The organism is Ruegeria sp. YTSA226, from assembly GCF_059609905.1.
This window is the reverse complement of the sequence record NZ_JBXWMQ010000009.1, coordinates 15,031-40,461: the sequence shown is the minus strand read 5'-3', so window position 1 is coordinate 40,461 and position 25,431 is coordinate 15,031. Positions and strand designations below refer to the sequence as shown.

Here is a 25,431-nt window from a genome sequence, read left to right as displayed (position 1 = left end):
GCATCAGGTCTCTTTGCACCTTATCTTGAAACCGCCATTTATTTTTCCTTCCTCAAAACGATCAATGGCGCGTACAAGATCACTCAGCCTTTTGTGGCCATAAGTGCGGGCATCAAAATCCGGGTACATCTTTCCAAGCTGACTTCCAACAAACGAAAGACTTGCCCAGCCATCGGCTTCATTGGTGTTTAGAACAATATTGCGGATCAATTGATAGGCATGGTTCAGGTTATGCTTCGATTTCGGGCTCTCGCCCTTTTGGGCTTTTGCCGCGCCGGCATCGGGCTTCTCAATATTTTCAAAATAAATGAACCGATTGCACGCTGCCACAAAGGCCTTGGGGGCTTTGCGCTCTCCTATTCCGAACACATCCAACCCCTGCTCGCGTATCCGACTGGCAAGGCGCGTGAAGTCGCTGTCTGACGAGACCAACACAAAGCCGCTGAACCGACCCGAATGCAGAATATCCATGGCATCAATGACCAGGGCAATGTCGCTGGAGTTCTTGCCGGATGTGTTGGCGAATTGCTGATGCGGAACGATGGCGTATTCGGCCAGAGATTTGGCCTCCCATCCCTGCGGTGATCCGTTCGAGAAATCCCCGTATATCCGCCTTAAACCAGCCTCACCGAGCGTGGCAATTTCTTCGAAAATCTCTGCTGCATGTTTTGCAGAGACATTGTCCGCATCGATCAGAACCGCCAGACGGTCTGTCTTTCCTGTCGTCACCTGAAATCCTCAACCTTAAATTTAATTCATAGTGAGGAATGTAAGACCCAAAAAGGGCGAGCAAAAGCCCGCCCTCGGAAACTATTTCGGTTTTCTCAGTATACCACAACCGAGCGGATGCTTTCGCCCTTATGCATCAGGTCGAACCCATGGTTGATGTCGTCCAGGCCCATGGTGTGGGTGATCATCGGGTCGATCTCGATCTTATCTTCCATGTACCAGTCGACGATCTTGGGCACATCCGTGCGGCCACGGGCGCCGCCAAAGGCCGTACCGCGCCAGGAACGACCGGTGACCAGCTGGAACGGGCGGGTAGAGATCTCGGCCCCAGCAGGTGCCACGCCGATGATGATCGATTCACCCCAGCCCTTATGTGCAGATTCCAGCGCCGTGCGCATCACGCCGACATTGCCCGTTGCGTCAAAGGTGTAATCTGCGCCGCCCTTGGTCAGATTGACCAGATAAGGCACCAGATCGCCTTCGACCTCGGACGGGTTCACGAAATCGGTCATACCGAACCGGGTGGCCATTTCCACCTTGGAGGGGTTCAGGTCGACGCCGACGATCTGGTCGGCCCCTGCCAGTCGCAGGCCTTGGATCACGTTCAGGCCGATGCCACCCAAACCAAAGACAATGGCGCGGCTGCCGATCTCGACCTTGGCGGTGTTGATCACCGCGCCGATGCCGGTGGTCACGCCGCAACCGATATAGCAGATCTTGTCGAAAGGCGCGTCCGGGCGCACTTTGGCCAGCGCGATTTCCGGCAGGACCGTGTGGTTTGCAAAGGTCGAGCAGCCCATGTAATGCAGGATCGGATCACCATCCAGCGTCGAGAACCGCGAGGTGCCATCGGGCATCAGCCCTTGGCCCTGCGTCGAACGGATCGCCTGACACAGGTTGGTTTTGGGATGCAGGCAGTATTCACATTCGCGACACTCGGGGGTGTAAAGCGGGATCACGTGATCGCCCGGCTTCAGGCTGGTCACGCCCGGGCCGACATCGACCACCACACCTGCGCCTTCATGGCCCAGAATGGCGGGGAACAGGCCTTCGGGGTCTGCACCCGACAGGGTGAATTCGTCGGTGTGGCAAATGCCGGTCGCCTTGATCTCGACCAGAACCTCGCCCGCCTTGGGGCCTTCGAGGTTCACATCCATCACTTCCAAAGGTTTGCCGGCCTGAACGGCAACGGCGGCACGGGTGCGCATGATGTACTTCTCCCAGTCAAATTTGGCCTGACCCTGCGTTAAATGCAGGGTTTTTTCAACTGCGCTTTGATGGCAGCAATGCTAAATATTTGATATTACAGAAACGACATTGCCAGAAAGAGGAGCGCCAATGCGCCGTTTGACCCCTGTTTTGATTTTGCTGGTCGCATGTACGGAGTCGCCCGCTCCTGAGGACGCGCCACCGCCACTTGAACCCGCCCCGGTGGATTTGGCTTTTTGCAAAGGAGAGCCATTTGCCGATGCGATTGGCAAGCCTGTATCGACCATTCAGTCGCAATTACCCGAACGGTCGCGCGTTTTAGGCCCCGATGACATCGCCACACAGGATTATCGCATCGACCGGCTGAACGTCTTTGTGGACGGCTCGGGGATCATACAGAGCCTGACCTGCGGTTAAGCCTGGCAGAAGCTCAAAACACCAATGTTAGGGCCTATCTTCCGCGATATATCACCCAATCCGGCAAATAGCCCACAAGGCGGATCAGCCATGAAAACGGCGCTGGGAAGTCTGTGCGGAATCTGTGGCGGGACATTGCCCGAACCACATGCTGGGCCGCGCCCTGAGGCGTCATCAGCATCGGCATCTTGAAACTGTTCTTTTCGGTCAGGCGAGTCTTGATGAAGCCGGGATTTACGATCCGAACCGTAACGCCCGAACCCGCCAGATCATGCCGCATGGTTTCTGCCAGTGAAATCAAAGCCGCCTTGCTGGCACCATACCCGACTGCAGATGGCAGGCCATGATAGCCGGACAGCGACCCGATCAGCGTGATCTCCCCCTGCCCGGCCCTAACAAACCCAGGAAGTATTTCGCCCAGAACCCGCAAAGCGCCCTGAAAATTCACATCGGACATCCGAAGAGCGGCCTCGGTGTTCCACTCCGTGCTGCGTATCGGGTCATAAGCTCCGGCATTATAGATAAGGCCATCCACGTTTCCGGCAGCGGAAGCGGCACGTCGAACAGAGTCTAAATCGGCGACATCGCAACGAATGGCTTTTGAATTTGGCAGAATGCTGCAGATTTCATCCAGGCGTTTCGCGTTTCGCGCCGACAGGATCACCCGGGCGCCGCGATTGCTTAGAGCTTGCGCCAATGCACGACCCAAACCTTCGCTTGCGCCAACTATCCAATAAGTTTTCCCGTCAAAGCTGTTCATGCCGACCATTTCTGAATTGTGTTATTTCAATACGGTTACACGGCCAGTTTGGATCACCTTCGGTTGCTCGCGGTGAGGCCGCTAAATTGCAGCCGCACCTGAAAAACCCCTGTCTTGAATGATCCAATCCTGCTCCTACTGCGTATTCATTATCAAAACGTCACGTAACGAGGCTATCATGTTCGACGAAACCCAAAGGGGCAGGAAAAAAATCGCCATAGTTGGCGCAGGCATTTCCGGCCTTTCAGCAGCTTATTATCTTTCCGAAAACAATGACGTGACACTCTTTGAGGCTGAACCCAGGCTTGGCGGGCATGCCCGCACGGTCATGGCGGGAAAAAATGGCGATCAGCCCGTCGATACCGGTTTTATCGTCTTCAACTATGCCACCTACCCTTACCTGACACGGATGTTCGATACGCTGAACGTGCCTGTCGAAAAATCCGAAATGAGCTTTGGTGCGACCATCGACAACGGGCGCATCGAATACGGGCTGAACAACCTGCGCACTCTTACGGCGCAGAAACGCAACCTTGCGCGGCCGGCCTATTACAAGATGATCGCCGACATCCTGCGTTTTGGCAGAGAGGCCCCGGACGCAGCCAAGGACGATGACACAACGATCGGAGAGCTGGTTGATCAGCTGCGGTTGGGGCACTGGTTTCGGCACAATTACCTAATGCCCATGTGCGGGGCGATCTGGTCGACCCCGGTTGAATTTGTGGATCAATTCCCGGCGCGGTCGCTGGTGCAGTTCTTTCGCAATCACGCTTTGCTGGCCAATGGCCGCGCCAATCAGCACCAATGGTACACGGTCAAGGGCGGCAGCATTGAATATGTCCGCCGGATTGACGCCACCCTGCGTGCCCGCGGGGCCGAAATACGTCTGGCCAGCCCCGTTCAGAGGGTTCAGCGCAATGAGATAGGCGTGACCGTTCACAGCCAAGGCCAGTCGGATCAGTATGATGAGATCATTCTGGCCACCCACTCGGATCAATCCCTTGCCATTCTGGGCCAGGATGCCACCCCAGCCGAAGCAGCCGCGCTTGGCGCGATCCGGTATCAGCCCAACACGGCCATCCTGCATTGCGATCCGTCGCAGATGCCCAAACGCCGGGCCTGCTGGTCCAGCTGGACCTATCGCTCGCAGGCCGGGAATGTCGGGGTGACCTATTGGATGAACAGGCTGCAGAATATTCCCGACAGTGACCCGCTGTTTGTGACGCTGAACGCCTCATCCGAGATCGCCGCCGACAAGATCTATGATCAGGTCGAATTCGCCCATCCGGTTTTTGACAAGGCCGCACTTTGGGCACAGGGGCAAATCCGCGAGATGCAGGGACAGAACCGCACCTGGTTTGCGGGCGCCTATAACCGGCACGGGTTTCACGAAGACGGGATTGCCAGCGCCATGCATGTCGTCGAGCGGATCACTGGCGGCCCGCAAACCATCGGAGCAGACAATGGCACCCCCGAACAGATCGCGGCCATCCCTGTTGCGGCCGATATTTGAGCTGTTGCGCCAGGCCATTCTGGCGCTGGCGATGGTGCTGCCCTGCGGTTTAGCAGCGTCACCTTTGGCTGAACGGTTGGACGATCCAAAAGTTCTGGGCAGCTCTACGTTCCGGTTCCTGGGTTTGCCGGTTTACGATGCCAGGCTTTATACGCCCGGCGGCGCACCGTTTGACTGGAATCAAGAGTTCGGACTGAAACTGACATACCGCAAATCCATCGCGCAGAAGGCTCTGATCAAGTCGACGCTTGACGAAATGGTGCGACAGGGCAACCCGCCTCCAACCGCCGATCAGTTGCAGGCCTGTTTTCAGGCCGTCAGCAAAGGCGACAGCTATTTGGCAATCTCGGAGGGGCCGGACAAGATCGGGTTCTGGCGCAATGGCAGCAGAACCTGCACCTTGTCGAGCCCGGGCATCACGCGCGCATTCATGTCGATCTTTCTTGGCAGCAACACTAGATCGGCCAACTTTACCCGGCAGTTGAAGGGTCAGTGATGCTGTATCCCCGGGTCAGTCTCTATGCGTTGATGCTCGCCGCTGCAGGCATCCCGCTTTACATTCACCTCCCGCGTTTTGCGGCGGTCAATCTGGGCATTGGCCTTGGGGTGATCGGCGCCGTCCTGTTGCTGATCCGTTTGGTTGACCTTGTGCAGGATCCCCTGATTGGCTGGGCGATTGACCGGTGGCCTGGTGGCCAGCTTTTGTTTGCTGCCCTCGCCGCACTTGGGCTGGCCGTTGGCTTCCCGCTGCTGTTCACTCTGTCTGAGGGCGCGTCCGTTGCCAGTTTGGTGGCCATCCTTATCCTGCTGTTTTCAGCCTACAGCCTGGGAACCATCCTGCTCTATGGCCGCAGCGCCACGTTGGCCAAAACGCCCACCCCGTCCGAGCTGATGACACTCGCCGCCTATCGCGAGGGCGGGCAGCTAACCGGCGTGATACTTGCCGCAAGTGCCCCCGCGCTGTTTGTCGCCTTTGGCGCGCAGGCGCAGGGCTATCCTGCGTTCGGGCTGTTTTTGGGCCTCATCGCCATTCTGACATTTGTCCTGACAGCCCCGATCTGGCGACGCGCGCCGATAACCGGACAAGCCCTGACCTTTTCCGGGCTCGGCGATGCCGGTGCGCTGCGCCTGCTGGTTCTTGCGCTGATCAACAGCTTGCCGGTCGCCATCACTTCGACCCTGTTTCTGTTTTTTGTCGAAGACAGGCTGCAACTGACAGGCATGGCAGGACCACTGTTGATCTTGTTCTTCCTCAGCGCGGGGGCAAGCGTGCCCCTTTGGGCGCGGCTCAGCAATCGGATTGGCCCGAAACAGACCCTAATGATCGCCATGCCGCTGTCGATTGCGGCCTTTGTCAGCGCCGCGACGCTGTCAACCGGCAGCCTAGCCGGGTTCGCCCTGATCTGCATTGCATCGGGCGCCGCACTTGGGGCGGATATGGTGGTGCTGCCGGCCATGTTCTCGGTCGCTCTGACACGCGCAGGTCTGAACGCATCCGCCGCATTCGGCATCTGGTCTTTCGCGGGCAAGCTGGGGCTAGCCCTGGCGGCCTTCTTCACCCTGCCATTGCTGGAACGCAGCGGATTCACCCCGGGACAGGCAAATTCAGCCGAGGCGCTGCGAACGCTCAACCTCGCCTATGCCATTTTGCCCTGCATCCTGAAACTCGGCGCGTTTGGAATGGTCCTGACGCTGCCAACTGAGGTCTCAGCCAAATGAAACTACTTGCTATAGCCCTGCTCATCATCTTCGCCCTGTCCATTGCAAAGGGGCGCTATCTCAGCTTTCGGGCCCAATCGCCTGAGGATTACAGCGGTACCGGCCCCGCCTTTGAGATGAAGGAAAACCTGAACGGGGAGATCCTGTCCGAAGGGCTGATCTATGGCCCCGACGGTAAGATGTCGAACAGCTTTGTCGCCCGTATGGTCGGGCAATGGGACGGCAACACAGGCACTCTGACCGAGAATTTCACCTATTCCAACGGCAAGAAGATGGCCCGCAAATGGTATCTGACTCTGGGCACAGGAAACACATTCATCGCGACAGCAGATGACATCGTGGGCGAAGGGCGCGGCACGGTCTCGGGCTCGACCGTAAAGCTGACCTACAAGATCATCCTGCCCGAGGACGCAGGGGGACACACGCTGGACGTGACCGACTGGATGTACCTGACGGAAAGTGGCGTGATCATGAACCGGTCCGAGATGCGAAAGTTCGGCATCAAAGTCGCCGAGCTGATCGCCACCATGCGCCCGGCGCCCTCCACCAAATCGACCTATCTGGACCGGGCGAATGGCCATGACACCGCCGCTGAAACACGGGTGCTGCAATGAAACCACGTCGTCTTGTCATCGCGGGCCTTGCTGTTCTGGGGCTGACCGTTCTGGCTGCCTGCTCCGCGAAACCCCGAACCCCCAAGACCTTTTTGTCCGATCGGCAGTTGAACCTGGAAGAGTTCTTTGAGGGTCAGACTGTGGCCTATGGTCAATTTCAGGATGTTCTGGGCAATGTGCCACGCCGGTTCACTGTTGATATCAATGGTACATGGGATGGCGAGACGCTGACCCTGATCGAGGATTTCGTTTATGACGACGGCGCAACCGAGCAGCGCGTCTGGACCCTGACCAAAACCGGCGAGGATACCTGGACCGGCACAGCCCCCGGCGTGCTGGGCACCGCCAGCGGGATCGAGCGTGGCGATACCTTCAACTGGACCTACAAGATCGACCTGCCCGTCAAGGATGGGACCATGCGGGTCGATTTCGATGACTGGATGTGGCTGCTGAGCGATGACCGGCTGCTGAACCGGGCCTATGTCTCGCGCTATGGCATCCGGCTGGGTGAAGTCATTTTGTTCTTTGAAAAGAAATAGTCAGACAGAAAAAGGGCGGACCCGAAGGCCCGCCCTTAGATCAATATGGTTCAGATCAGCTTAGAAGTTGAACTGAGCACCAAAGTCGGCACGGATCTTGCCGTCGTCATCGCCGTCTTTGATCTCGCCAACTGCACCACGCAGCGATACACCGCCGCCCAGGTCATAGATGGCGCCAACACCGATGTTGCGGGTGTCGTCGTCAGCCGAACCGTCACCGTAAACCAGCTGCAGCGTGGTTGCCGCACCCAGATCATAGGCGACCGAGAAACCATAAGCGGTGCCGTCTTCGGCGTCGTTGTTGACGTCATCGTCAGCCACGAACAGGGTGCCGTAGAAATCGCCCAGTTCTGCACCCAAGGTCAGAACAGTCAGGCTTTCCTTGTCAACGCCTGCGCCTTCATCAGTTTCACCATATGCCAGCGAGGCGGTGAAGTTGTTGAAGGTGTAAGTTGCGCTTACGTCCCAGCGATCACGGTCGTCAGTGATGCCTGCGCCCAGGAATTTCGTGTCCTGGTCATAGGATGCCGAGAATGCCAGATCGCCAACGGTGTAGCGGAAGAACACAGCATTCGCGCCCGTGCCGGTTGAGCTGTATTCTAGGAAGGAATAGTTCACGCCCGAATACTGACCCAGGAATTCTTCCAGGCCCGGCTCGGTACCGAAGTAGTCATCCAGGTTGTCGAACGAACCCGAAACGTTACCGGCGTCAACACGCAGGCCGCCATAGATAACCGAGAAACGGGCGCCATTCAGGCCAGCTTCGTTCTGCTCGCCGGTGCTTGAATCGTCATCCGCCTGCAGACGAACACGGCCCTGGAATTCAACGCCGCCATCTGTTTCGGCACTGGCGTCGATGTTCAGACGAAAACGCGACACCAAAATGGTATCGTCGGTCGAGGCGTTGTTTGAATTGACCGCACCAGACGCGGTCGTTGTGGTGGTGGTTGCTGAACGGTCTTCTTCATAGCCCAGACCAAAGCGGCCATAGCCGCTGAATTTGACTTCCGCGGCAGCAACACTGGCGGTTGCAATCAGCGCGGTCGATGCGATGAGTACGTTTTTCATGGTTAATCCATAAGTTTTGAGAGGAGTAGTGCCACCGAAGCGGCGGCTAAATTCGTCGAATAATTTCAGCATGGGCACAATAGCGAGACGGGATTTTCCACGCCCTCTGCCTGCAACGGTGTTGCCACTTTGCACCGGGCAAAAAGGCCGCAGGGCACAGATATTCAAGCTTTTCGAGCACTTTGTTCGCTCATTGGAAACGTTACAAAAATTTGAACGCAAAAAAGCCAGACCACCTCTTTAAACCGGGAATTATTGACAGGTCGCACGATTCAGGGATTCTCGGTCCCTAGCCCTGTTGTGACTGCAGCCCAATTTCAGGTGAGTCGCAATCTGAGAGTCCGCATTCCGGGAATTGCCACGCCCAAGAGCACGCCCATTCACACGGCATAATGCCCAGCCGCGCCTCGGGTCGGATTCGATCCTGCTACGACACCATATACTAGTTGCTGTTATAGAAAAATGACAGGCTGCGGCTGACACCGCCAGGGGGCAACGGGAAAGGCGACGCCGCGCGAACCTGCGCCTTGGCAGCACGGTCGACTTCGGGGGATCCAGAGCTGTCGACCACATCGACAAAGGCCAAGGTGCCATCCGGGTTGATCTGAAAAAAGACCTGAGCGAAACCGCGCGCCGAAACATAGACCAAAGGCGCCCGGTTCAGATGCATGAGCACACGGCCAGCATAGTTGGTTTTGGTGGAATTGCCTGGCCCCCTTCCCCCTGAACCGGCACTGGTGTTGCCGCGTGTGAACGGGTCAATTCCCGCGCGTTTGTACTGCGACAGCGGGGATTCGACCTCTTTCTCAGGGAACCGCAGATCACTGAAATCGTTGGAGCCCGGCAAGACGCCCTGCGGTTTGGAACTAGGCCGTTGATCCGGTAGCTTCGGACGCACCGAAGAGGTCAGTGCCGTCTCTGTCTCTTCCTCCGCCTCAGGTTCGGGTTCGGGCTCGACAAGTGGGATGTCGACGTCGGGAATGTCAGCTATCAGCGGTATGTCGGGAACCGGCGATGGCTCGGGCGTGGGAACTTCGGCCGGGGCCGGGTCAACCGCTGCCTGTTCTTCGGCTTGCACCGGGCTGGCCTCGGGCACTCCTTCGGGTGTTTCGGCCTGCTCACTGGGTTCGGCCTGAGGCGTGGAATCTTCGTCCTGGCTGGCGGCTTCATTTGCGTCCGAAGGTGTCTCAGACGTGGTTTCCGACGGCTCAACCGTTTCCGTCACCACCGGGCGCACGATTTCGGACTTGCCCAGATCGGGTGAAGGGACCTGCTGAGGGTTATCAGAGGCGACCAATGCTTCGCTGACCGGCACTTCTTCGGGTTCGGGTGCCGGTTCGGGCTCCAGTGGCTCTTCCGGTTCCGGTTCGGATTCGGGGGCGGGCTCGGGCTCAACCGGGTCCGCAACGACATCGGCAATCTCTTCGAACTCATTGCCCAGCGCGATGGCATCGGCCGGGCCTGCGGGTTCTGCGGTTTCCGTCAGATGGGGCGCCGTCACGCTCAACCCGCCTAAGTGAATCAACAGCGACACCAGCACCGCAATAATCGCAATGAAAACCGAGCGTCTGATCATTCCAGCGCCTTTTCGGTCACGACAAAGACCGACGTCGCCCCCAACCGCCGCAGAGTACCTGTCACCTCGATCAGCCGGTGGCCGGGTGCATCCCGGTCGGGCACGATCCGCACCGGCGCGGGGTCGCGGCCGGTCATATAGGCTTCGGGGGTCATCGGCTGGCCCCGAAAGCTGAGCAATCCGTTCTTGTGCAGAACCAACGCGTCGGGGGGCTCACTGCCCTCCAGTTCTGACGTATCAACAAGCTGCAGATCCGGATCCAGCGGCGGCGCTATCGTTCCGGTGATCAAAAAGAAGATCAGCATCAGAAACACGACATTGATCAAAGCAATGGTCGAATCGCGTTTGCGGCGGGGTCGAATATTGCGGATCATCGCCTCACTCCAGCACCAGAACGCTCAACCCGTCACGGCCACGCAACCGTACCAGCAGATTGACCAGCCTTTGCGAGGTTGTATCGGGGTCGAGGCTGACCAGGACCTGACCGGTGTTCACCTGTTCGACCACGTCGTCCAATGTGACCGGCACACCGTTCAGGATCAGGCGCTCTGATCCCAGCTGCAGAAACACCCGCTGACCCGTAACTTCGTCGGTCGAGGCGCCGCCGGTCGCACTGCTCAATTCGATCTCGGCATATTTCGAGAAGGTCGAAGTCAGCATGAAGAAAAGCAACAAAAGGAAAATGATGTCGATGAGCGGCGTCATCGACATTGGCCGTCGCACAAATGGTGCCCGATTACGCATGATCTGCTGTCGATGGGACAGCGGCCACCTGGGCAGAGTCTGACGATCCCTGCCCCGGAACAAGAACGGTCCTCAAGGCCTTGTCGGCGAAAACCCGTTCGCGCGCAGTGCGACTTTCGAACCAGGACAGAACCATCGAGGTCGGCATCGCCACGGCCAGACCAACCGCTGTGGTGACCAGCGCTACCCAGATACCGCCCGCAAGCAGCGAGGGATCAACGGATGATCCGGCAGTCTGAAGGCTCTGGAACGCTTCGATCATGCCAAGGACGGTGCCGAACAGGCCCAGCAGAGGCGCCAGCTGTGCCACGGTGTCCAGCAGGCGAAAGCCGCGTTCAAGGCCCGCCAAGGCCAACCCGGCCTCGGCATCCAGCCTTTGGTCCAGCCCGGGCATGATGGGCGCATCCATGGCAGTGCTGACTAGCGGCGCAAGATAGCTGCGGCTTTCCGCCAGCTTGGCCCTTGCGGCTTGCGTGTCACCTGCATCCCAGGCCGCAAGCGCCTGGGACAGGATCTTGTGCCGACCGACACCGGAAACGGTGAACTGCCAAAGCTTGTACAGCGTGACGGCCAGCGTCACGATCGACATGGCGATCAGGACCGCAACCACCGGCCCGCCAAGGGCAACAATTTCACGCAAAGCATCAAGCGGGCTCATCTGAGAAACTCCACATCTGTTCGGTTGTTCAGGGTCAGGGCCGCGTCGCACAGATCGCTCTCGGCGCCTTCGACCGTACATGTATTGGATCCGTTGATTAGAATCCGGCCAACATCGCCGCAGCTCATGTCCGCGATGCTGAACTGCCGCACCCGTAGACGACCTGCAGGAATATCGCGGAATTTATACAGCGTCAGGCTGACAACATTGCCCTCAGCGTTAAAGATAACGGTTTCATAATTGGCGGCCTCAATCTCGGCACCGGTCTGATTTTGCACCAGAAATGACAATCGGCAGTTGCCATCGACCTGTTGCAGATTGTTCAGTTCCATCAACAGCCCAGCGCTTGGGTCCTCGGCGGATTGCGCAGGGGACATGGTTGGAATGCCAAGACAAAGGATCGCGAGTTTCGCCAGGCGGAAAGACGTCACAGGTATTCTCCCGGTAATTCAATGAAGACATCGAAGGCCGGCGTTTCGGTGCTGGCGCGTTATTCTTTTATCCAAGAGCTATGGCCCGCGAAAGGGCTCGCGACGCATTTGTGACCAACCGGCATATTTACGGCCATCCGGTCAGGCCACTGGTTTCCGGCCGGATTAACCTGAACCCCTGAGGCCTTGTACCTGGTGCCAATTAACCTCGGACCGACCGAAATTGCGTCTGAGTGGTGCGACCACACCGGGCTGGTTCCGATTTGACAACAAAACCATTCATTTGGGAGGCTTGACCGCAATATCATAGCAATTCGGCCCGACATCTGCCACACTTGTTACCAAATTGGTCTGATACCACGTCAATCTTTTGGATTCGGCGCGATATTGACGCGAATGAGGCATGCAACGATGTGCCGAAGAAGTACCAGGGGGCAAGCGCTGATCAATGACGACTGTCATCGGGAAATCCACACGCCTTTCAACTATTCTGCAAAACGCCGATCTACATGACTTCAGCGCGCGGTTTCTCGAAGAAGGGATAGACGACGTAATATTGGACGAATTGACAGACCCGGAACTTCGAGATCTGGGTTTGACTGTCGGTCAAAGGAAACGTTTTCGGCAAACACAGGCACAACTGAAGCTTCAGGAAGCGTCCGACAGACCCGCAATGTCCCGCGTGGCCGAACGGCGACAGCTGACGCTTGTATTCTGCGATCTGGTCGGGTCCACGCAATTAGCACAGCGGCATGATCCGGAAGAGCTGATGCAGATCATGAATCTGTATCTGGACACCGCCATCGGCACGATGAAACAACACGGATGCCACCTGGCTTATAAGCAGGGCGATGGCATCATGATGTATTTCGGATATCCGAAAGCCACTGAAGATGATACCGAGCGCGCGGTGCGTGCAGTTTTGGAAACCATCGAAGCGGTTCAGAATCTGGAAAACAAGTTCGGTGAAAACCTGGACCTGCGCGCGGGAATCGCAACCGGAGTTGTCGTTGTCGGGGTTGTTTCCTCTGCCAGCCTGGGAACACAGGATTTCATTGTTGGCGAAACGGCCAACCTTGCCTCGCGCCTTCAGGGGTTGGCCAATCCCGGTGAAGTTGTCGTCTCGTCCGAGACATGGCGCCTGACAAAAGGGGCCTTTAACTTTGAACCGCGCGGCAATCACGAATTGAAGGGATTTGATGGTGAGCGCTCGGTCTTCCGCGTTATTGACGAAAAGATCGCCGCCAGCCGGTTCGACGCGCGCACCGGCAAGTCCACGGTCAAATTGGTTGCCCGCGAAGACGACCTGACCGGCCTGACAGGGCTTTGGGATCATGTGCTGCGCGGATCGGGTCAGGTTGCGCTGGTTGGTGGCCCGGCCGGTATCGGGAAATCGCGCCTGATCAATTCCCTCAGCAAAACGCTGGGACAAAGGCCTATGACCCTGCAATGTGTCCCGCATCTTGCCAGTTTGCCCCTGCACCCGCTACGTGCCGAGCTTCGACGGTTTGCAGGGGATGAGACTGATACCGACAAGGTAACCGAGTCGATCAGGGAATACGCGAAAAACGCCTCTCGTTTGACCGAAGAAGATGCTGCGCTGCTATTGGATTTGGCCGGGTTTGAAACTGACGCTCCGGTCGAACCCGATCCGATCAAGAAGGCCCGCAAATCTTTGGATTTGCTGATCCGCTGTGCCGGGAGCATCTGCGATGAACGCGGGTCATTGCTGTTGGTATTCGAAGATGTGCACTGGGCGGACGCAACCACGCTGGATGCCTTGGACGCGCTGATCGACGCCTTGGACCAATTGCCCATCCTTGTGGTTCTGACGCACCGCCCTGAATACGAGCCTCCGGAACATTTTGAAGGCCGCGCGTCAATCGTCGAATTGACACCTCTTTCGGTTCTCGAAGCGTCTGAACTGGTGCGCCGTGTTGCCGTACCGCGCAGCCTGCCGGTCACTTTGGTCAGACAGATTGTCGAAAAAGCCGATGGTGTGCCGCTTTATATCGAGGAAATGACCAAGGCGGTTCTGGATCAGCTGCCGCAGGACGTGCCCATCGACGCCGGGGTAATGGGAACCCTCAGTATCCCCGCAACTCTTCATGACTCGCTGATGTCGCGGCTGGACCGGATGGAAAATGCGCGACCTGTAGCGCAGTTGGGATCCGTGATTGGCCGCAGCTTCACGTCGGCGATGATCCATGCGGTAGCACCCAAGGACACGGATGTGGAATCAGCATTGATCCAACTGATCGGTGCAGGTCTGGTATCCATCACCAGCGAAGCCGGGGCGCCGACTTACACGTTCCACCATGCGCTGGTGCAGGACACAGCGTACCAGTCGCTTTTACTTGAAGACCGGGAACAGATTCACCTGAAAATCGCCAAAGAATTGCTGGCCGGTCACAAGGCTTTTGGTAACCCTACACCGGATACCGTGGCGCATCACTGCGATCTAGGCGGTCTTAAGGGCGAGGCTGTTACCCACTGGGTTCTGGCGGGTGAACAGGCCCTCAGCCGCCTTGCGAACCTACCGGCGATTGCCGCTTTTCAGGCCGCATTGCGCAATATCGAAACGATGCCCGGCGGTCCCGAACGAGATGGGGTAGAGCTTGGCGTTCAGATGAATGTATTGCCTGCGTTCATGGCGATACACGGTTGGTCATCCACACAGGTTGGGCAGACCGCAGCCCGTGCGATGCATCTTGCACAGGCGCTGGGTGCGGGCGAAACCCTGTTTGCCGCAACCTTCTGCCGATGGACGCATTTCTTTGTGTCGGGCCAGATGAACCGCGCACTTGAGATGGCGCAGGCCCTTGACGGCATGGCCAGCCTTGCACCGGATCCGGTTACAAACGTCCTTGCTGCTCGGGCGCTCAGCTATACTCATTATTTCCGCGGCGAGTTTGCCGATTGCGAAAGACAGCTTGAACGGGGCCTTGCCCTGATCACGCCCGAGCTTGACATGGCCATGATGCCGATGACCCAGTCCTCGACCAGCGCGTCGTTCTTTGCCATTCAGGGCTGTCTTCTGTGGCAGCTTGGCAAATTCGACGAGGCCGAAGAGGCCCGCCTGAAGTCGATCGAAATCAGCAAGCCGTTCGAACACGCCCCCAACCTTGTCTACATTATGGGCGCGTCGTCGATGTTCCTTCCGTATGCGGGCGAATGGGACTTGCTGGACGATACGATGAACGAAGCGCGTCGGATCGCGGACGAAGAAGGGTTCCTGTATCTTCACGCAATGCAGGATATCTATCTGGGTCTGGCTCAGGCGGGCAAAGGTGACGTGATCGGGGGGGCTGCTCGTGTCGGGACCTATATGGACCTTGTGTCCCAGGCTGGCGGCAACTTTACCTTCCCGCAAAACCAGATTGTCCTGTCCGAGCTGTTGATAGATCAGGGTCATATCGAGGACGCCCTGAACCGGCTTGAACATGTTTGCACGCCCGGGTGGGACCGTGGAGAGATGTTGAACAAGCCGGAATATCACCGTGTGCGCGCTAAAGCATTGGCCGCCCGTGGCGACCTTGACCAAGCTGTCACTGAGGCAAATCAAGCCCTGCAGCTTGCACGTGACATCGGGGCAGTTGTTCAAGAGAAACGCGCTCTGGATTGCCTGAACAAATTTGCTAAAACGTTATGAAATTAGATAGCTGCCAGATTTAACCGCGCAGTGCCATCCAGAAGGGGGAGACGATGACCGAAGCACTTGAATTGGACCAGCAGCAGTGGGACGCTGTGAACAAGGCCGTCCACGATGAAGCGTTGCGCGCGCGTATTGCTGCCAGTTTTCTGCCGCTCTACGGCCCGCTACCGGCTGATACCCAATCGGTTCCTCTGAACAAGCTTGAACTGGTTCCCGAAGCGACCGGTCCAAAGATGCGCTTTGGCGTGAATGATTTTGATACGACGCGGCTGTCGACAGTGTCCGTGAACGTCCATGTCAAAGGCGCACAGCTTGCAGATCCCGAACTGGCCGCCGCGCTGATTATGTTCCGCCGGGCGGCTGCCATTGTCGCACGGGTCGAGGATGAGATCATTTTTAACGGTCAGGCCGGCACCGGTGAAGGCCCCCAACCCGCGCCCGGCGCACCCGTCACGCTGCCCCCGGTTTATACCGTAAGCGGTGGTGGAAAATACGAAGGCCTGCTGGAAGCGGGGGAGGCACAACCCATTTCCAGCGGTTCCAAGAAAAAGCCTACCGGCCCCGAGGTTTTCGAGGCCGTGGTTGCTGGGATCAGTCAACTGGAATCCCTGGGTCATCTTGGACCCTATGCCTGTGTGATGGGTAACGGCCTGTTCCAGGCGGTCACGACACCGATGGAAAACTCGATGGTCCTGCCCCGCGACAGCATTCTGCCATTTCTGGACGGGCCGCTGCTGCGGTCTGGCGCATTTCCGGTGAACAAGGCCGTGCTGGTGTCTTTGCAGGGCGCACCGGTTGAGATTGTTGTGCCTTCTGACATTGCGGTCAAATATCTGCAGACCTCGGCAGATGGCGATCATATCTTCCGCGTTCAGCAGAAATTCCGCCTCAGGATCAAAGAAGCTCAGGCTATCTCGACCATCACGTGCTGACCGGCGCGATGGGTATGCGGGAATTCAGCGACGGCGGGGTCACCCTGCGCTGGTCCGAAGCCGCCTTTCAGGCCGCCACCGGGGTACAGCGGGTTCTGGTTGAGGCCGGGCCTGCGATATCTCCGCATGACACGCTGCGCCTGTTCTATCGCGAAGGGGGCGGACCTGAACGGGCTGTCCGTGGGTGGCCACTGGGTCAGGATCCACAAACGGGGTTGCAACAATTTGCAGCGGCCCTGCCGGTTCCCGCTGTGGGAAAACAGATGACCTGGCGGCCGGTTCTGACCTCGGGCGGGCGCGATTATGACCCCGGAAACGCGGTCGCGCCGAAACCAGAAGATCGCGCGCCAAAACACGAGACATCCAGTCCGGTGCTGGATCATATCGCCCATTTTGAGGTGCCGTTTTCGGGCAACTTCAACCCATCGGGTGAAACTCCCGATGGCATATGGCTGCATTTTGCGATCAAAGAAGGCGGTACCGTGACCGGCCCGAAACTGAACGGAACGATCGAGCCCGTGGGCGGAGACTGGATGCGCGTGCGCCCTGATGGCGTGGGTATTCTGCATGCCAAGGCGCTTATCAATCCGACAACCGGCGGTGCCCCGGTCATGTTCGACGATACCGGGATCTGCGATTTCGGTACGGATGGCTATGCCGCCCTTGCCAAGGGCAAGCTGCCACCCAGTGCCCCGGTTCGGCTGGCACCCCGGTATCTGACCTCGAATCCGCGTTATATGTGGATCAACCGTCTGCAGGGTTTCGGGATCGGAGAGGCCAGCCTGTCCGACATCACCCTGCGATTTGACGTCTATTCCGCGAAAGGAACATCCGATGGCTGAAAAGGTGGTCATATTAGGCGGAGGCGTCGGCGGGATGAGCGCCGCGCATGAGCTGATCGAACGGGGTTTCGAAGTCGAAGTGTATGAGCGTCAGCTTATCGCCGGCGGCAAGGCACGCAGCATTCCCGTGCTTGAAGGTGAAGACGATCACGGTTCGAAAGAGGAACATATCAGAGCGCTGAAAGACTGGATCGGGATGCACGGCTATGACCTGCCACCCGGTGTCAAACGCCCCTGGTTGCCCGGTGAACATGGGTTCCGGTTCTTCCCAAACTTCTACCGGCACATCACCAATACGATGTCGCGCACGCCCTATTATGACAAGGGCACCTGCTACGACAATCTGGTTCCGACAACCCAGGTATTGGTCAGCCAGTTCGACCACCCCGGTATCATCGTACCCGAGCGGTTTCCACAATCGCTAAAAGAGGTCGCCAATGCGCTCAAGACCTTTGCCTATACAATCTCGCCGCGCAACGAAATCGACTTTGAGGATATCGAACATTTCCTTGGTTGCATGTGGCGCATAGCGACCTCGTGCAAAGAGCGCCGGTTCGATGAGTATGAACGTATCGGTTGGTGGGAATTCATCGGCGCCGCGGAGCGGTCCGAGGCCTATCAGAAGTTTCTGGCAATCGGCCTGACCCGGTCACTGGTGGCGGCCAAAGCGACAACCGCAAGCACCAAGACCGTCGGCGATGTCGCCATTCAACTGCAGCTTGGGATCGCAACACCCGAGGCAACCAGCAACAGGCTGCTGAACGGGCCAACCAATCTGGTCTGGATTCAGCCTTGGCTGGAATATCTGAAAAGCCGGGGTGTGGTGTACCATTTCGATTCCAAGGTCACCGGGATTGAATGCCGAAACGGCCGAATTTCCAGCGCCACGGTTGAACAGGATGGCGTGCAAAAGCAGGTCACCGGCGACTGGTTCATCAGCGCCCTGCCCATTGAACGCATTGCACCTTTGGTGACGCCGGCCATGACAAAGGTAGATCCGGGTCTGGCCAAGCTGCCATTGCTTGCCGAAGACGTGCAGTGGATGAATGGCATCCAGTTTTACCTGACCAAGGATGTTGAACTGGCCCATGGCCATGTGATCTTTATCGACAGCCCTTGGGCGCTGACGGCTGTTTCGCAAAAACAATTCTGGTCCCAGATAGATTTTGAAAACTGGGCCGACGGTAAGACCAAGGGATTGCTCTCGGTCGATATTTCCGAATGGGACAAGCCGGGCACAAACGGAAAAACCGCGCGCGACAGCTCTCGTGAAGAAATCGCCAAAGAAGTCTGGGAACAGCTCAAACGCAGCCTGAACGTTGATGGCAACATCGTCCTCAGGGATGAAGAACTGCACTATTGGTTCCTGGATCCCGACATCGTCGAGGACCCCGATCATCCTGCCCGAGAAAGCAATGTCGAACCGTTGTTGGTAAACCGCATTAACAGCTGGCGGCTGCGGCCCGAAGCGGCGACGCTGATACCGAACTTTATGCTTGCGTCCGACTACGTCCGGACCAACACCGACCTGGCCACCATGGAAGGCGCAAATGAGGCTGCCCGAAGAGCCGTCAATGCCATCCTGCGGCGCAGTGGTTCTGAGGCGCAGCCCTGTGAAATCTGGGATCTGCATGAGCCCGACATCCTGCAACCCCTGCGGGCCTATGACTATGCCCGATATCAGGCGGGTGAGCCCTGGGATGAACGCTTTGCCATCGCTGTCGAGGCCGCTTTGCGCATGGGACAAGACGCCACCGGCACCAAACGTGGTGGGCAAGGACCGCTGGCCGCGATTGGTCCGCTGACGGCCGAATACTCCAAGCCCGGCGGAATTGTCGAAGACCCTGCGATCTCGGACGCGTTGCGCATGGTCGCGGCACCTCCAGAGCTCTATAATCTGATGGCCGCGCATCTGCCAGGCCGGGACACACCGATCCCCGGCGCGGACTTTGCTGAAGATCTTGCGATCGGCATTGTCGAGGCGACCTCACCGCCAACCGACACGTCCGGTCGCAAAGTGATCATCACGCAGAAAGGCTGACCGGTGACTGTTCCCAAGGCGCAGCCGGCATCCGCGGCCACGCAAGGTTTCCTTGAGCAACTGACGCATTATGGCGATCAGGCGCGCAAGGTACTGTTGGACAAAATGCCAACGGGTGAGCCGCAAGCCTATCTCTATGGGCCTATGCGGGACTATATCGAAACCTCGGGCAAAGGGCTTAGACCTGCCCTTCTTTTGGCCACGTGTGAAGCATTCGGCGGAAAAGCCGAGGATGCCGAAATTGCTGCTGCGGTCATCGAATTGCTGCACAATGCATTTCTGGTTCATGACGATATCGAAGACCTCAGCGATTTCCGACGGGGTCGGGAATGTATGCACAAACGTCTTGGTGTGCCCTTGGCGATCAATATCGGCGACGGCATGCAATCTCTGGCGCTAAGCCTGCTGCGCCAGAACCTCGGCCCTCTGGGCCCGATGACCGGCGCGCGTGTGGTGGACGAATTTGATCACCTGCTGAAAGAGTCGATCGAGGGCCAAGCCCTTGAATTGGGATGGATAAAAGACAATCGCCTTGACCTCAGCCCGTCCGACTATCTGACCATGTGTCTGAAGAAAACCTGCTGGTACAGCTTCATTCACCCGATGCGTATAGGTGCCCTGATCGCGCGCCCGGACGATGTCGCCTCCGGGGCGCTGAATCTGGATGACTTCAACGCGTTCGGCTTTTTTCTGGGGGCCGCCTTTCAGATCCAGGATGACGTTCTGAATCTTGTGGGAAGCCAGGGTAAATACGGCAAAGAGATCGGTGGGGATATCTACGAAGGCAAACGCACGCTGATGCTGGGACGTCTTGGGGCGCAGGCGGATCGGCAGGAACAGTCCCGACTGTCAGAGTTTCTAGAAAAGCCAAGAACGGCCCGTTCGGAGCAAGAGGTCGAATGGGTATTGGCGCGGATGAACCACTATTCTTGCATTGAATATGCTCAGGCCGCAGCAAATGACCTGCTTGCGGCGGCCCGTCGGGAATTCGATGTTGTATTTGCAAATACCAACGCGGCGCCGCGCGCGTTTCTTGGTCAGTTCATGGATTATCTGGTGGCGCGTCAGGTCTAACACTCGCCCTATTTTTTTGTAGATATTCAATATCTTAAATTTCGAAATCCCGTGAATCCACCGCCGAATCCAATACGCATTCCTTTCAAGTTTGTCATTTACTAAACGCTGTAGGCTGTGCACATTGAGCTATGCCTTATTTCGAGCGAAAACCATTTGTCAGCGCTCTCCGCACGGCCACCAAGGCCGTTCCGGAGCAGGATACACTTCCGATATCTCAGATCGCACGGGGCATTCTGAATGCGGAAAACAGCACCACACAACAGCTGGACGGACCCTTTCACTGCCGCAAGCCCTGCAGGCCCGGTGAGACAGGAACCATTCTCTTGTCCTTTGCTGCACCTGCCGGAGCAGACGTTGTCGACTTGCAGTTCGAACCGGGCGACATGATCAGCCGCGACGGCAACGTGTTGCCAACCGACAAGATGAGCATCCAACCTTCCGCAGTCCGTATTCCCCCGGGACAGGCCGTCGACGTTGCCGTAAGCCTCACCATTCATGATCTGGCAGAACCCGGCCAGTATCAGGGGCGCGTATACACCAAAGGCAGCGAAAACACCGCCATCGTTGTGATCTTTGAGGTCGTGGCTGACTAAAGTGATCCTGCCCCGAAGGTAAGGTGCAGTATTGCCCGTGGTCGGAGTTTTCTATTTCGATTGCACATATGCAGAAAAATAGCTTCGAAAAATATTTCGATTTGTAATCATCTGCCTCATACGAAGCTGGCACCGGGCGAGGCTAAACATGCGCCTCATAGATAGCTTAACTATTCCTGCCATTGGGCTGTTTGGTGCCGCAGACAACGTGAACGCAGAGCAAGAACAAACAGCTTCTTAAATCGGGTGAGATGGGTCGCCTTGGCACAAAAATCGACCAAAAGATTACCGGGCAAACGATTTAAACTGTTGAGCAACATCGACGCGCGAAGCGAAATGACCAGCCAGGATTGTCCCCCGTCTCTCGCATACGGAATCGAAGGCGGTCAGGCATCGCGCTTTGCTTCAGCCACCTCACGCAACCAAAAAAATGACGATGCCCTGAACCCAAATTGCGCGCACTCGGTATTGCCGCGATTGTCCTGTTAGAGAACGCGCTTTGCTCGATTCTCAACCGCTCAAGTCTTCGACGGCTTGGCGCACAGCAGCGATCATCTGCGGCGCCAACCCGTTGTGACCCAGTCTCTCAATCTCCTCAAATTGAAGCTTTCCAGCTTGGGCAAAGGCACGGGCAGGTTCAATCGGGCATATTAGGTCATCCTCTCCATGGATCAAACGATGTGGGAGTACGGCGATTGTATTTGGATCTCCGGGGCCCGTAGCAGGTAGGAAGAAATTATTAAGCCAGTACCAAAGGTACACGTGGGTGCGATTTATGTCGCTTTGGGTGACGGCTGCCGGAAGCCGCACAGTGCCAGGTTGCGGTCCATGAAACGCATCTTCAAGAGCCATCACACGGCGGGCTGCCTCACGTGCTTGCGCGTCATTGTCTTCCATACGGGCAAACCATGCTATGGCAGGATGGAGCTGTTCAGTCTCATCGAGAGGATCGAGAAACAGGCCGCGCGCAAGCTGCCCGGCTTCGAAACGCTTTGCCCTATCGCGCAAAATCCACTGGTCCATTGAAGGACGGCAGATATGCGTGCTGCGCACGATCAATGCGCGTACCCGATCTGGATGAGCGGATGCGTAGGCCAATGCCAGTGCGCCACCCCATGAACCACCCAGCACAATCCAATCTTCATATCCCAGGGCCATCCGGATGGCCTCGGCATCGCGTAGGGTGTGCTGAGTCGTGTTTGCCGTGACCCGACCAGCTCTGCCCGACAACCCTGTTCCGCGTTGGTCAAAAAGAATTACCCGATGGCGGTCGGCGTCGAAATAGGCTGTGTGCTGCGGGTTGAGACCCGACCCTGGCCCCCCATGGAAAATGAGCGCGGGCGTATCGCCATGCCCCCAAATCTGTACGTTCAAGCCGTCTATTGGGACAGGTTTAAAAGTGTTCATCGGTAGGACTGCGACCTCCTTTATCATTATCTCGCGACTGTCTTACTGGTGATGCTCTTCAACGAAGTTCGACGCGAAAGCCAATACGCCACGATGGCCAATACCCCGCAGATTACAAAGGTGAGCTGCATCCCGTTGGCAATCGCTTCAGCAGATGCTACCTCGACGGTGCGGGCCCCGATCCCAAAGGAAAAGACCGTCCCCATGACAGAGGCGCCGAAAATAAGGCCCAGATTGCGCGACAAGCCAAGCAGCCCTGAAACTGTCCCCCGCTGATCTGCCCGAACCCCCACAATGATCATGGTGTTGTTGGCGGCCTGAAACAACTGGTATCCCGGTGTCAGGATGCTGATAGCGCCAATGTAACCAATGACACCGAATGCGACTGGCAGGACCGCAAGCGCAAAGGTCCCGGTGGTCAGAGCAATGAGCCCAAGCGACAGAACACGCGCCGCCCCCCATGCATCCACAAGCCGACCCGATGGGACGCCGAGGAAGATCGATATGATTGGTCCGACCGACATGACAAGCCCCACTTTCGCCGCGCTCAGCCCAAGAGACTGCCCCAGAAAGAAGGGGCCTATCAGCAAAGTGGTCAACATCACATTTGCCACCAGAAAATTTGCCGCAAGGCCGGGGATTGCGCCGCTCTTTCGCAGTGCAGTTAGTCCGACCAGAGGTGTTATCCCAGAGGCAACACTTGCGGGCAAAAGCCGAACGGCCAAAACGGCCGTAGTCAGGCTCATCGGCACCAGGACAAAGAACACTCCTTGCCACCCGAGTTTTCCAATCAGCACCCCACCCAACGAAGGTCCCAGTGCGGTTCCGACCGCCGACATCGTGCCCAACAGGCCCATGGCTTGCCCGACACGCTCTGTTTCAAAAATATCGCGAACGAGTGCGACGGTCAGCACCATGAGGAGTGCAGCACCAATTCCCTGAAGAGACCGCGCGGCACTCAACACCTTAAGGTTGGGCGCCAAGCCGCAAAACGCAGAGGCCAGCGCGAAAAGTATAAGCCCGAAGATCAGCATCTGCTGTCGTCCAAAGCGGTCCCCAAGTCGTCCAGTCAGCACAGAGAACAGCGTCAGTGTCGCGAGATATGCGATCACCACCCATTGCACTTGATGTACCGGCGCTTTCAGGTCCTGGGCGATTGCAGGCAAGGCGATATTGGCAATGCTGGTGCCCAATGAGGCCAGCAGCATGGACAGGGAGAAACACAACAAAGCGCCGGGTCTCGTTGTCTTCAATGCATTTGATTTGATGTGCACCACTATTTTCCTCTTGTCGGAATCGCTACAGAAGGCGACGTTACGAATTCAAGTCGACTTGAGGTCAAGCATGAAACTTTTGGATATAGGCGAGGTGTCGAAAATGACCGGCACCCCAACTTCAACGCTGCGTTACTATGATGAGCTTGGCCTGATTTCGTCTGTTGCGCGGCACGGGCTTCGTCGGCAGTTCACGCCGGATGTCTTATTGCAACTAGCCCTGATCACGATGGGCAAATCTGCAGGGTTTTCACTTGAGGAAATCTCGGGGATGTTCGGCCTTGATGGAACTCCGAATATCCCCCGGCAAGAGTTTCACATTCGTGCGGATGCGCTGGATCGGCAAATCCGCGAGCTGACGGCGCTGCGCGATACCCTGCGACATGTGGCGGATTGCCCGGCGCCATCGCATTTGGAATGCCCAACATTCAGACGGCTCATCGACCTCGCCCATCACCGGGGCACGAAGAAAGCCAGTGGCAGGTAACTGCACGCCAACTAGGAATTTTTTGGTATACCGCTGAGGGGTATGGTCGGCCCGCACCATTGGATGCAATGCCGATATGTAAATGTCCGAAATACACTAATTCAGATCGAAGTGAGCGGCCAAACTGTCAATTATCATATCAAGGACTTGGGCGCGGTCCGTTCCCACGGGATCAGTGCAAACAGGATCGTCCTGCTCTTTGATCAAAATCGCTTCACCGGCGGGCTTACATAATCCAAGCGCGGTGAAATGCGTTGCGGGCGCGATCGTCATCACCGCAGCCTGAGGAACCAGCGCCTCAAAATTGCTTCCCAGGGCGCTCGTGTCTGTTGCATTCAGCCTGTCGGCCCCGTCACCCAATCCAATCAGAAAAAGCGAGGCTGTCACGTCCCGCACATCCTTACGCGCAAGATCCCAAGTTAGTCCCGGATCAATGGCTGCGACGGCACTGACCCGTGGATCCTTGTAAGATGCCTCATATTTTTCCTGGTCGATTGCGGTTACATTGACACCCTCTGCCGTCAACTTTGCGCAAAATTGTGACCCTGCCCCTGCGGCCTCGCAATAATCGAAAAATCCGTCACGATTGCCCTGGACGCCCGCAAGCGAAAGGGCTGTCCAGCCACCATAAGAGAAGCCCGTGGCGTAGATCCGTGAAGTGTCGATGAGGGGGGCGAAAACCGGGTCTTGCAGCGCGTGATCCAACGCGGCGGACATGTCCTGGGCGCGGGTCCAATGATTAAATGCGGTATCGAAATCCAAATCTAAGGTCGTGCTGCCTGGATGGTTTACTGCCACAACGATTGCACCTTGCGAGACCAGCCCCGCACTAAGCCACGCCATTCGTGCATAATTGCCGCCCCATCCGTGTGAGAGAAGAACAACCGGATGTTGCCCTGGCACCGGCTTGGCGTTTTCGACTACTGCTGTTCCATAGAACACTGCATTTTCTGCAAACATAGTCTGGCGCTGACCTGCCGCAGGGAACATGACAGCCATTTGCATGTCCTGATCATGATGAGATGCGGCAATCGTCAATTCGACGAGGCCGACATCTTGTGCAGCAATTTCCGTGCCCACCGAAAGGGTCATGACGAGGGTAAGAAGAGGAAGTTTCATGGCGCGCCTTTTTTGTAGGGTGGCATT

Annotated in this window: 25 protein-coding genes; 13 read left to right on the top strand and 12 right to left on the bottom strand. The window is 57.2% G+C overall.

Translation table 11 applies throughout. The features are described 5' to 3' along the window. Nucleotides 1-3: 3 nt before the first annotated feature. Nucleotides 4-729, bottom strand: coding sequence for an NYN domain-containing protein (locus tag AC2FFF_RS12880; protein ID WP_281973337.1), 726 nt, complete (start codon nucleotides 727-729; stop codon nucleotides 4-6). A 95-nt stretch (nucleotides 730-824) separates the two neighbouring features. Then, the gene (locus AC2FFF_RS12875) at nucleotides 825-1,937 is read right to left on the bottom strand and encodes an S-(hydroxymethyl)glutathione dehydrogenase/class III alcohol dehydrogenase (RefSeq protein ID WP_496882962.1); all 1,113 of its coding nucleotides are present in this window, start codon (nucleotides 1,935-1,937) and stop codon (nucleotides 825-827) included. A gap of 130 nt (nucleotides 1,938-2,067) precedes the next feature. Here AC2FFF_RS12875 and AC2FFF_RS12870 point away from each other — a divergent pair, with 130 nt between their 5' ends. Then, on the top strand, nucleotides 2,068-2,355 hold the full coding sequence (locus AC2FFF_RS12870) for an I78 family peptidase inhibitor (protein WP_281973339.1): 288 nt from the start codon (nucleotides 2,068-2,070) through the stop codon (nucleotides 2,353-2,355). A gap of 34 nt (nucleotides 2,356-2,389) precedes the next feature. Here the strand turns inward: AC2FFF_RS12870 and AC2FFF_RS12865 are convergent, their stop codons facing one another. Beyond that, nucleotides 2,390-3,115: an SDR family NAD(P)-dependent oxidoreductase gene (locus AC2FFF_RS12865; RefSeq protein ID WP_496882961.1), complete on the bottom strand. Its 726-nt coding sequence runs from the start codon at nucleotides 3,113-3,115 to the stop codon at nucleotides 2,390-2,392. Nucleotides 3,116-3,293: 178 nt separating this feature from the next. Here AC2FFF_RS12865 and AC2FFF_RS12860 point away from each other — a divergent pair, with 178 nt between their 5' ends. The 5 genes from AC2FFF_RS12860 to AC2FFF_RS12840 are packed head-to-tail and all read left to right on the top strand — an operon-like array spanning nucleotide 3,294 to nucleotide 7,500. Next, on the top strand, nucleotides 3,294-4,628 hold the full coding sequence (locus AC2FFF_RS12860) for an NAD(P)/FAD-dependent oxidoreductase (protein WP_281973341.1): 1,335 nt from the start codon (nucleotides 3,294-3,296) through the stop codon (nucleotides 4,626-4,628). Beyond that, nucleotides 4,579-5,124, top strand: coding sequence for a hypothetical protein (locus AC2FFF_RS12855; protein WP_496708241.1), 546 nt, complete (start codon nucleotides 4,579-4,581; stop codon nucleotides 5,122-5,124). The genes AC2FFF_RS12860 and AC2FFF_RS12855 overlap by 50 nt, the downstream gene beginning before the upstream one ends. After that, complete coding sequence (locus AC2FFF_RS12850) at nucleotides 5,124-6,347, top strand: MFS transporter (RefSeq protein WP_281973343.1); 1,224 nt, start codon at nucleotides 5,124-5,126, stop codon at nucleotides 6,345-6,347. Before AC2FFF_RS12855 ends, AC2FFF_RS12850 begins: the two co-directional genes overlap by 1 nt. After that, nucleotides 6,344-6,961, top strand: coding sequence for a DUF3833 domain-containing protein (locus AC2FFF_RS12845; RefSeq protein ID WP_281973344.1), 618 nt, complete (start codon nucleotides 6,344-6,346; stop codon nucleotides 6,959-6,961). Before AC2FFF_RS12850 ends, AC2FFF_RS12845 begins: the two co-directional genes overlap by 4 nt. Beyond that, entirely contained in the window at nucleotides 6,958-7,500 is a 543-nt protein-coding gene (locus AC2FFF_RS12840; RefSeq protein ID WP_142638524.1) for a DUF3833 domain-containing protein, read from the top strand. Before AC2FFF_RS12845 ends, AC2FFF_RS12840 begins: the two co-directional genes overlap by 4 nt. A 60-nt stretch (nucleotides 7,501-7,560) precedes the next feature. Here the strand turns inward: AC2FFF_RS12840 and AC2FFF_RS12835 are convergent, their stop codons facing one another. The 6 genes from AC2FFF_RS12835 to AC2FFF_RS12810 form a co-directional block, all read right to left on the bottom strand. Further along, nucleotides 7,561-8,568 (bottom strand): porin, encoded by a 1,008-nt coding sequence (locus AC2FFF_RS12835; protein WP_142638522.1) that lies wholly within the window; start codon nucleotides 8,566-8,568, stop codon nucleotides 7,561-7,563. A gap of 442 nt (nucleotides 8,569-9,010) precedes the next feature. Continuing rightward, the gene (locus AC2FFF_RS12830) at nucleotides 9,011-10,144 is read right to left on the bottom strand and encodes an energy transducer TonB family protein (protein ID WP_281973346.1); all 1,134 of its coding nucleotides are present in this window, start codon (nucleotides 10,142-10,144) and stop codon (nucleotides 9,011-9,013) included. Then, nucleotides 10,141-10,518: an ExbD/TolR family protein gene (locus AC2FFF_RS12825; protein ID WP_271951792.1), complete on the bottom strand. Its 378-nt coding sequence runs from the start codon at nucleotides 10,516-10,518 to the stop codon at nucleotides 10,141-10,143. Before AC2FFF_RS12825 ends, AC2FFF_RS12830 begins: the two co-directional genes overlap by 4 nt. A 4-nt stretch (nucleotides 10,519-10,522) precedes the next feature. Continuing rightward, nucleotides 10,523-10,888 carry a biopolymer transporter ExbD gene (locus tag AC2FFF_RS12820; RefSeq protein ID WP_271951790.1) on the bottom strand — a complete coding sequence of 122 codons (366 nt, stop codon included), beginning with the start codon at nucleotides 10,886-10,888 and terminating at the stop codon, nucleotides 10,523-10,525. Next, nucleotides 10,881-11,546, bottom strand: coding sequence for a MotA/TolQ/ExbB proton channel family protein (locus AC2FFF_RS12815; protein WP_281973348.1), 666 nt, complete (start codon nucleotides 11,544-11,546; stop codon nucleotides 10,881-10,883). Before AC2FFF_RS12815 ends, AC2FFF_RS12820 begins: the two co-directional genes overlap by 8 nt. Further along, entirely contained in the window at nucleotides 11,543-11,977 is a 435-nt protein-coding gene (locus AC2FFF_RS12810) for a hypothetical protein (RefSeq protein ID WP_281973349.1), read from the bottom strand. Before AC2FFF_RS12810 ends, AC2FFF_RS12815 begins: the two co-directional genes overlap by 4 nt. 448 nt (nucleotides 11,978-12,425) lie before the next feature. Between AC2FFF_RS12810 and AC2FFF_RS12805 the strand changes: the two genes are divergently transcribed. From AC2FFF_RS12805 to AC2FFF_RS12780, 6 genes are all read left to right on the top strand, one after another. Further along, nucleotides 12,426-15,629 carry an adenylate/guanylate cyclase domain-containing protein gene (locus tag AC2FFF_RS12805; RefSeq protein ID WP_281973350.1) on the top strand — a complete coding sequence of 1,068 codons (3,204 nt, stop codon included), beginning with the start codon at nucleotides 12,426-12,428 and terminating at the stop codon, nucleotides 15,627-15,629. A 53-nt stretch (nucleotides 15,630-15,682) separates the two neighbouring features. After that, nucleotides 15,683-16,564 carry an encapsulin gene (locus AC2FFF_RS12800; RefSeq protein ID WP_271951782.1) on the top strand — a complete coding sequence of 294 codons (882 nt, stop codon included), beginning with the start codon at nucleotides 15,683-15,685 and terminating at the stop codon, nucleotides 16,562-16,564. 14 nt (nucleotides 16,565-16,578) lie between these two features. Beyond that, entirely contained in the window at nucleotides 16,579-17,406 is an 828-nt protein-coding gene (locus tag AC2FFF_RS12795; protein ID WP_281973351.1) for a DUF3237 domain-containing protein, read from the top strand. Further along, nucleotides 17,399-19,447 (top strand): hydroxysqualene dehydroxylase, encoded by a 2,049-nt coding sequence (locus AC2FFF_RS12790; protein ID WP_281973352.1) that lies wholly within the window; start codon nucleotides 17,399-17,401, stop codon nucleotides 19,445-19,447. The genes AC2FFF_RS12795 and AC2FFF_RS12790 overlap by 8 nt, the downstream gene beginning before the upstream one ends. Before the next feature lie 3 nt (nucleotides 19,448-19,450). Then, nucleotides 19,451-20,521: a polyprenyl synthetase family protein gene (locus AC2FFF_RS12785; protein WP_282022069.1), complete on the top strand. Its 1,071-nt coding sequence runs from the start codon at nucleotides 19,451-19,453 to the stop codon at nucleotides 20,519-20,521. A 131-nt stretch (nucleotides 20,522-20,652) separates the two neighbouring features. Beyond that, nucleotides 20,653-21,117 (top strand): hypothetical protein, encoded by a 465-nt coding sequence (locus AC2FFF_RS12780; protein WP_282022068.1) that lies wholly within the window; start codon nucleotides 20,653-20,655, stop codon nucleotides 21,115-21,117. A 510-nt stretch (nucleotides 21,118-21,627) separates the two neighbouring features. Here the strand turns inward: AC2FFF_RS12780 and AC2FFF_RS12775 are convergent. Beyond that, nucleotides 21,628-22,524, bottom strand: coding sequence for an alpha/beta fold hydrolase (locus AC2FFF_RS12775; RefSeq protein WP_281973355.1), 897 nt, complete (start codon nucleotides 22,522-22,524; stop codon nucleotides 21,628-21,630). A 26-nt stretch (nucleotides 22,525-22,550) separates the two neighbouring features. Continuing rightward, nucleotides 22,551-23,798, bottom strand: a complete 1,248-nt coding sequence (locus AC2FFF_RS12770; protein WP_496750922.1) for an MFS transporter — start codon at nucleotides 23,796-23,798, stop codon at nucleotides 22,551-22,553. A 70-nt stretch (nucleotides 23,799-23,868) separates the two neighbouring features. Between AC2FFF_RS12770 and AC2FFF_RS12765 the strand changes: the two genes are divergently transcribed. Beyond that, nucleotides 23,869-24,285: a helix-turn-helix domain-containing protein gene (locus AC2FFF_RS12765; protein ID WP_281973357.1), complete on the top strand. Its 417-nt coding sequence runs from the start codon at nucleotides 23,869-23,871 to the stop codon at nucleotides 24,283-24,285. A 96-nt stretch (nucleotides 24,286-24,381) separates the two neighbouring features. Here AC2FFF_RS12765 and AC2FFF_RS12760 read toward each other — a convergent pair whose 3' ends face one another. Further along, complete coding sequence (locus AC2FFF_RS12760; protein WP_281973358.1) at nucleotides 24,382-25,404, bottom strand: alpha/beta hydrolase family protein; 1,023 nt, start codon at nucleotides 25,402-25,404, stop codon at nucleotides 24,382-24,384. Between the last annotated feature and the right edge of the window lie 27 nt (nucleotides 25,405-25,431).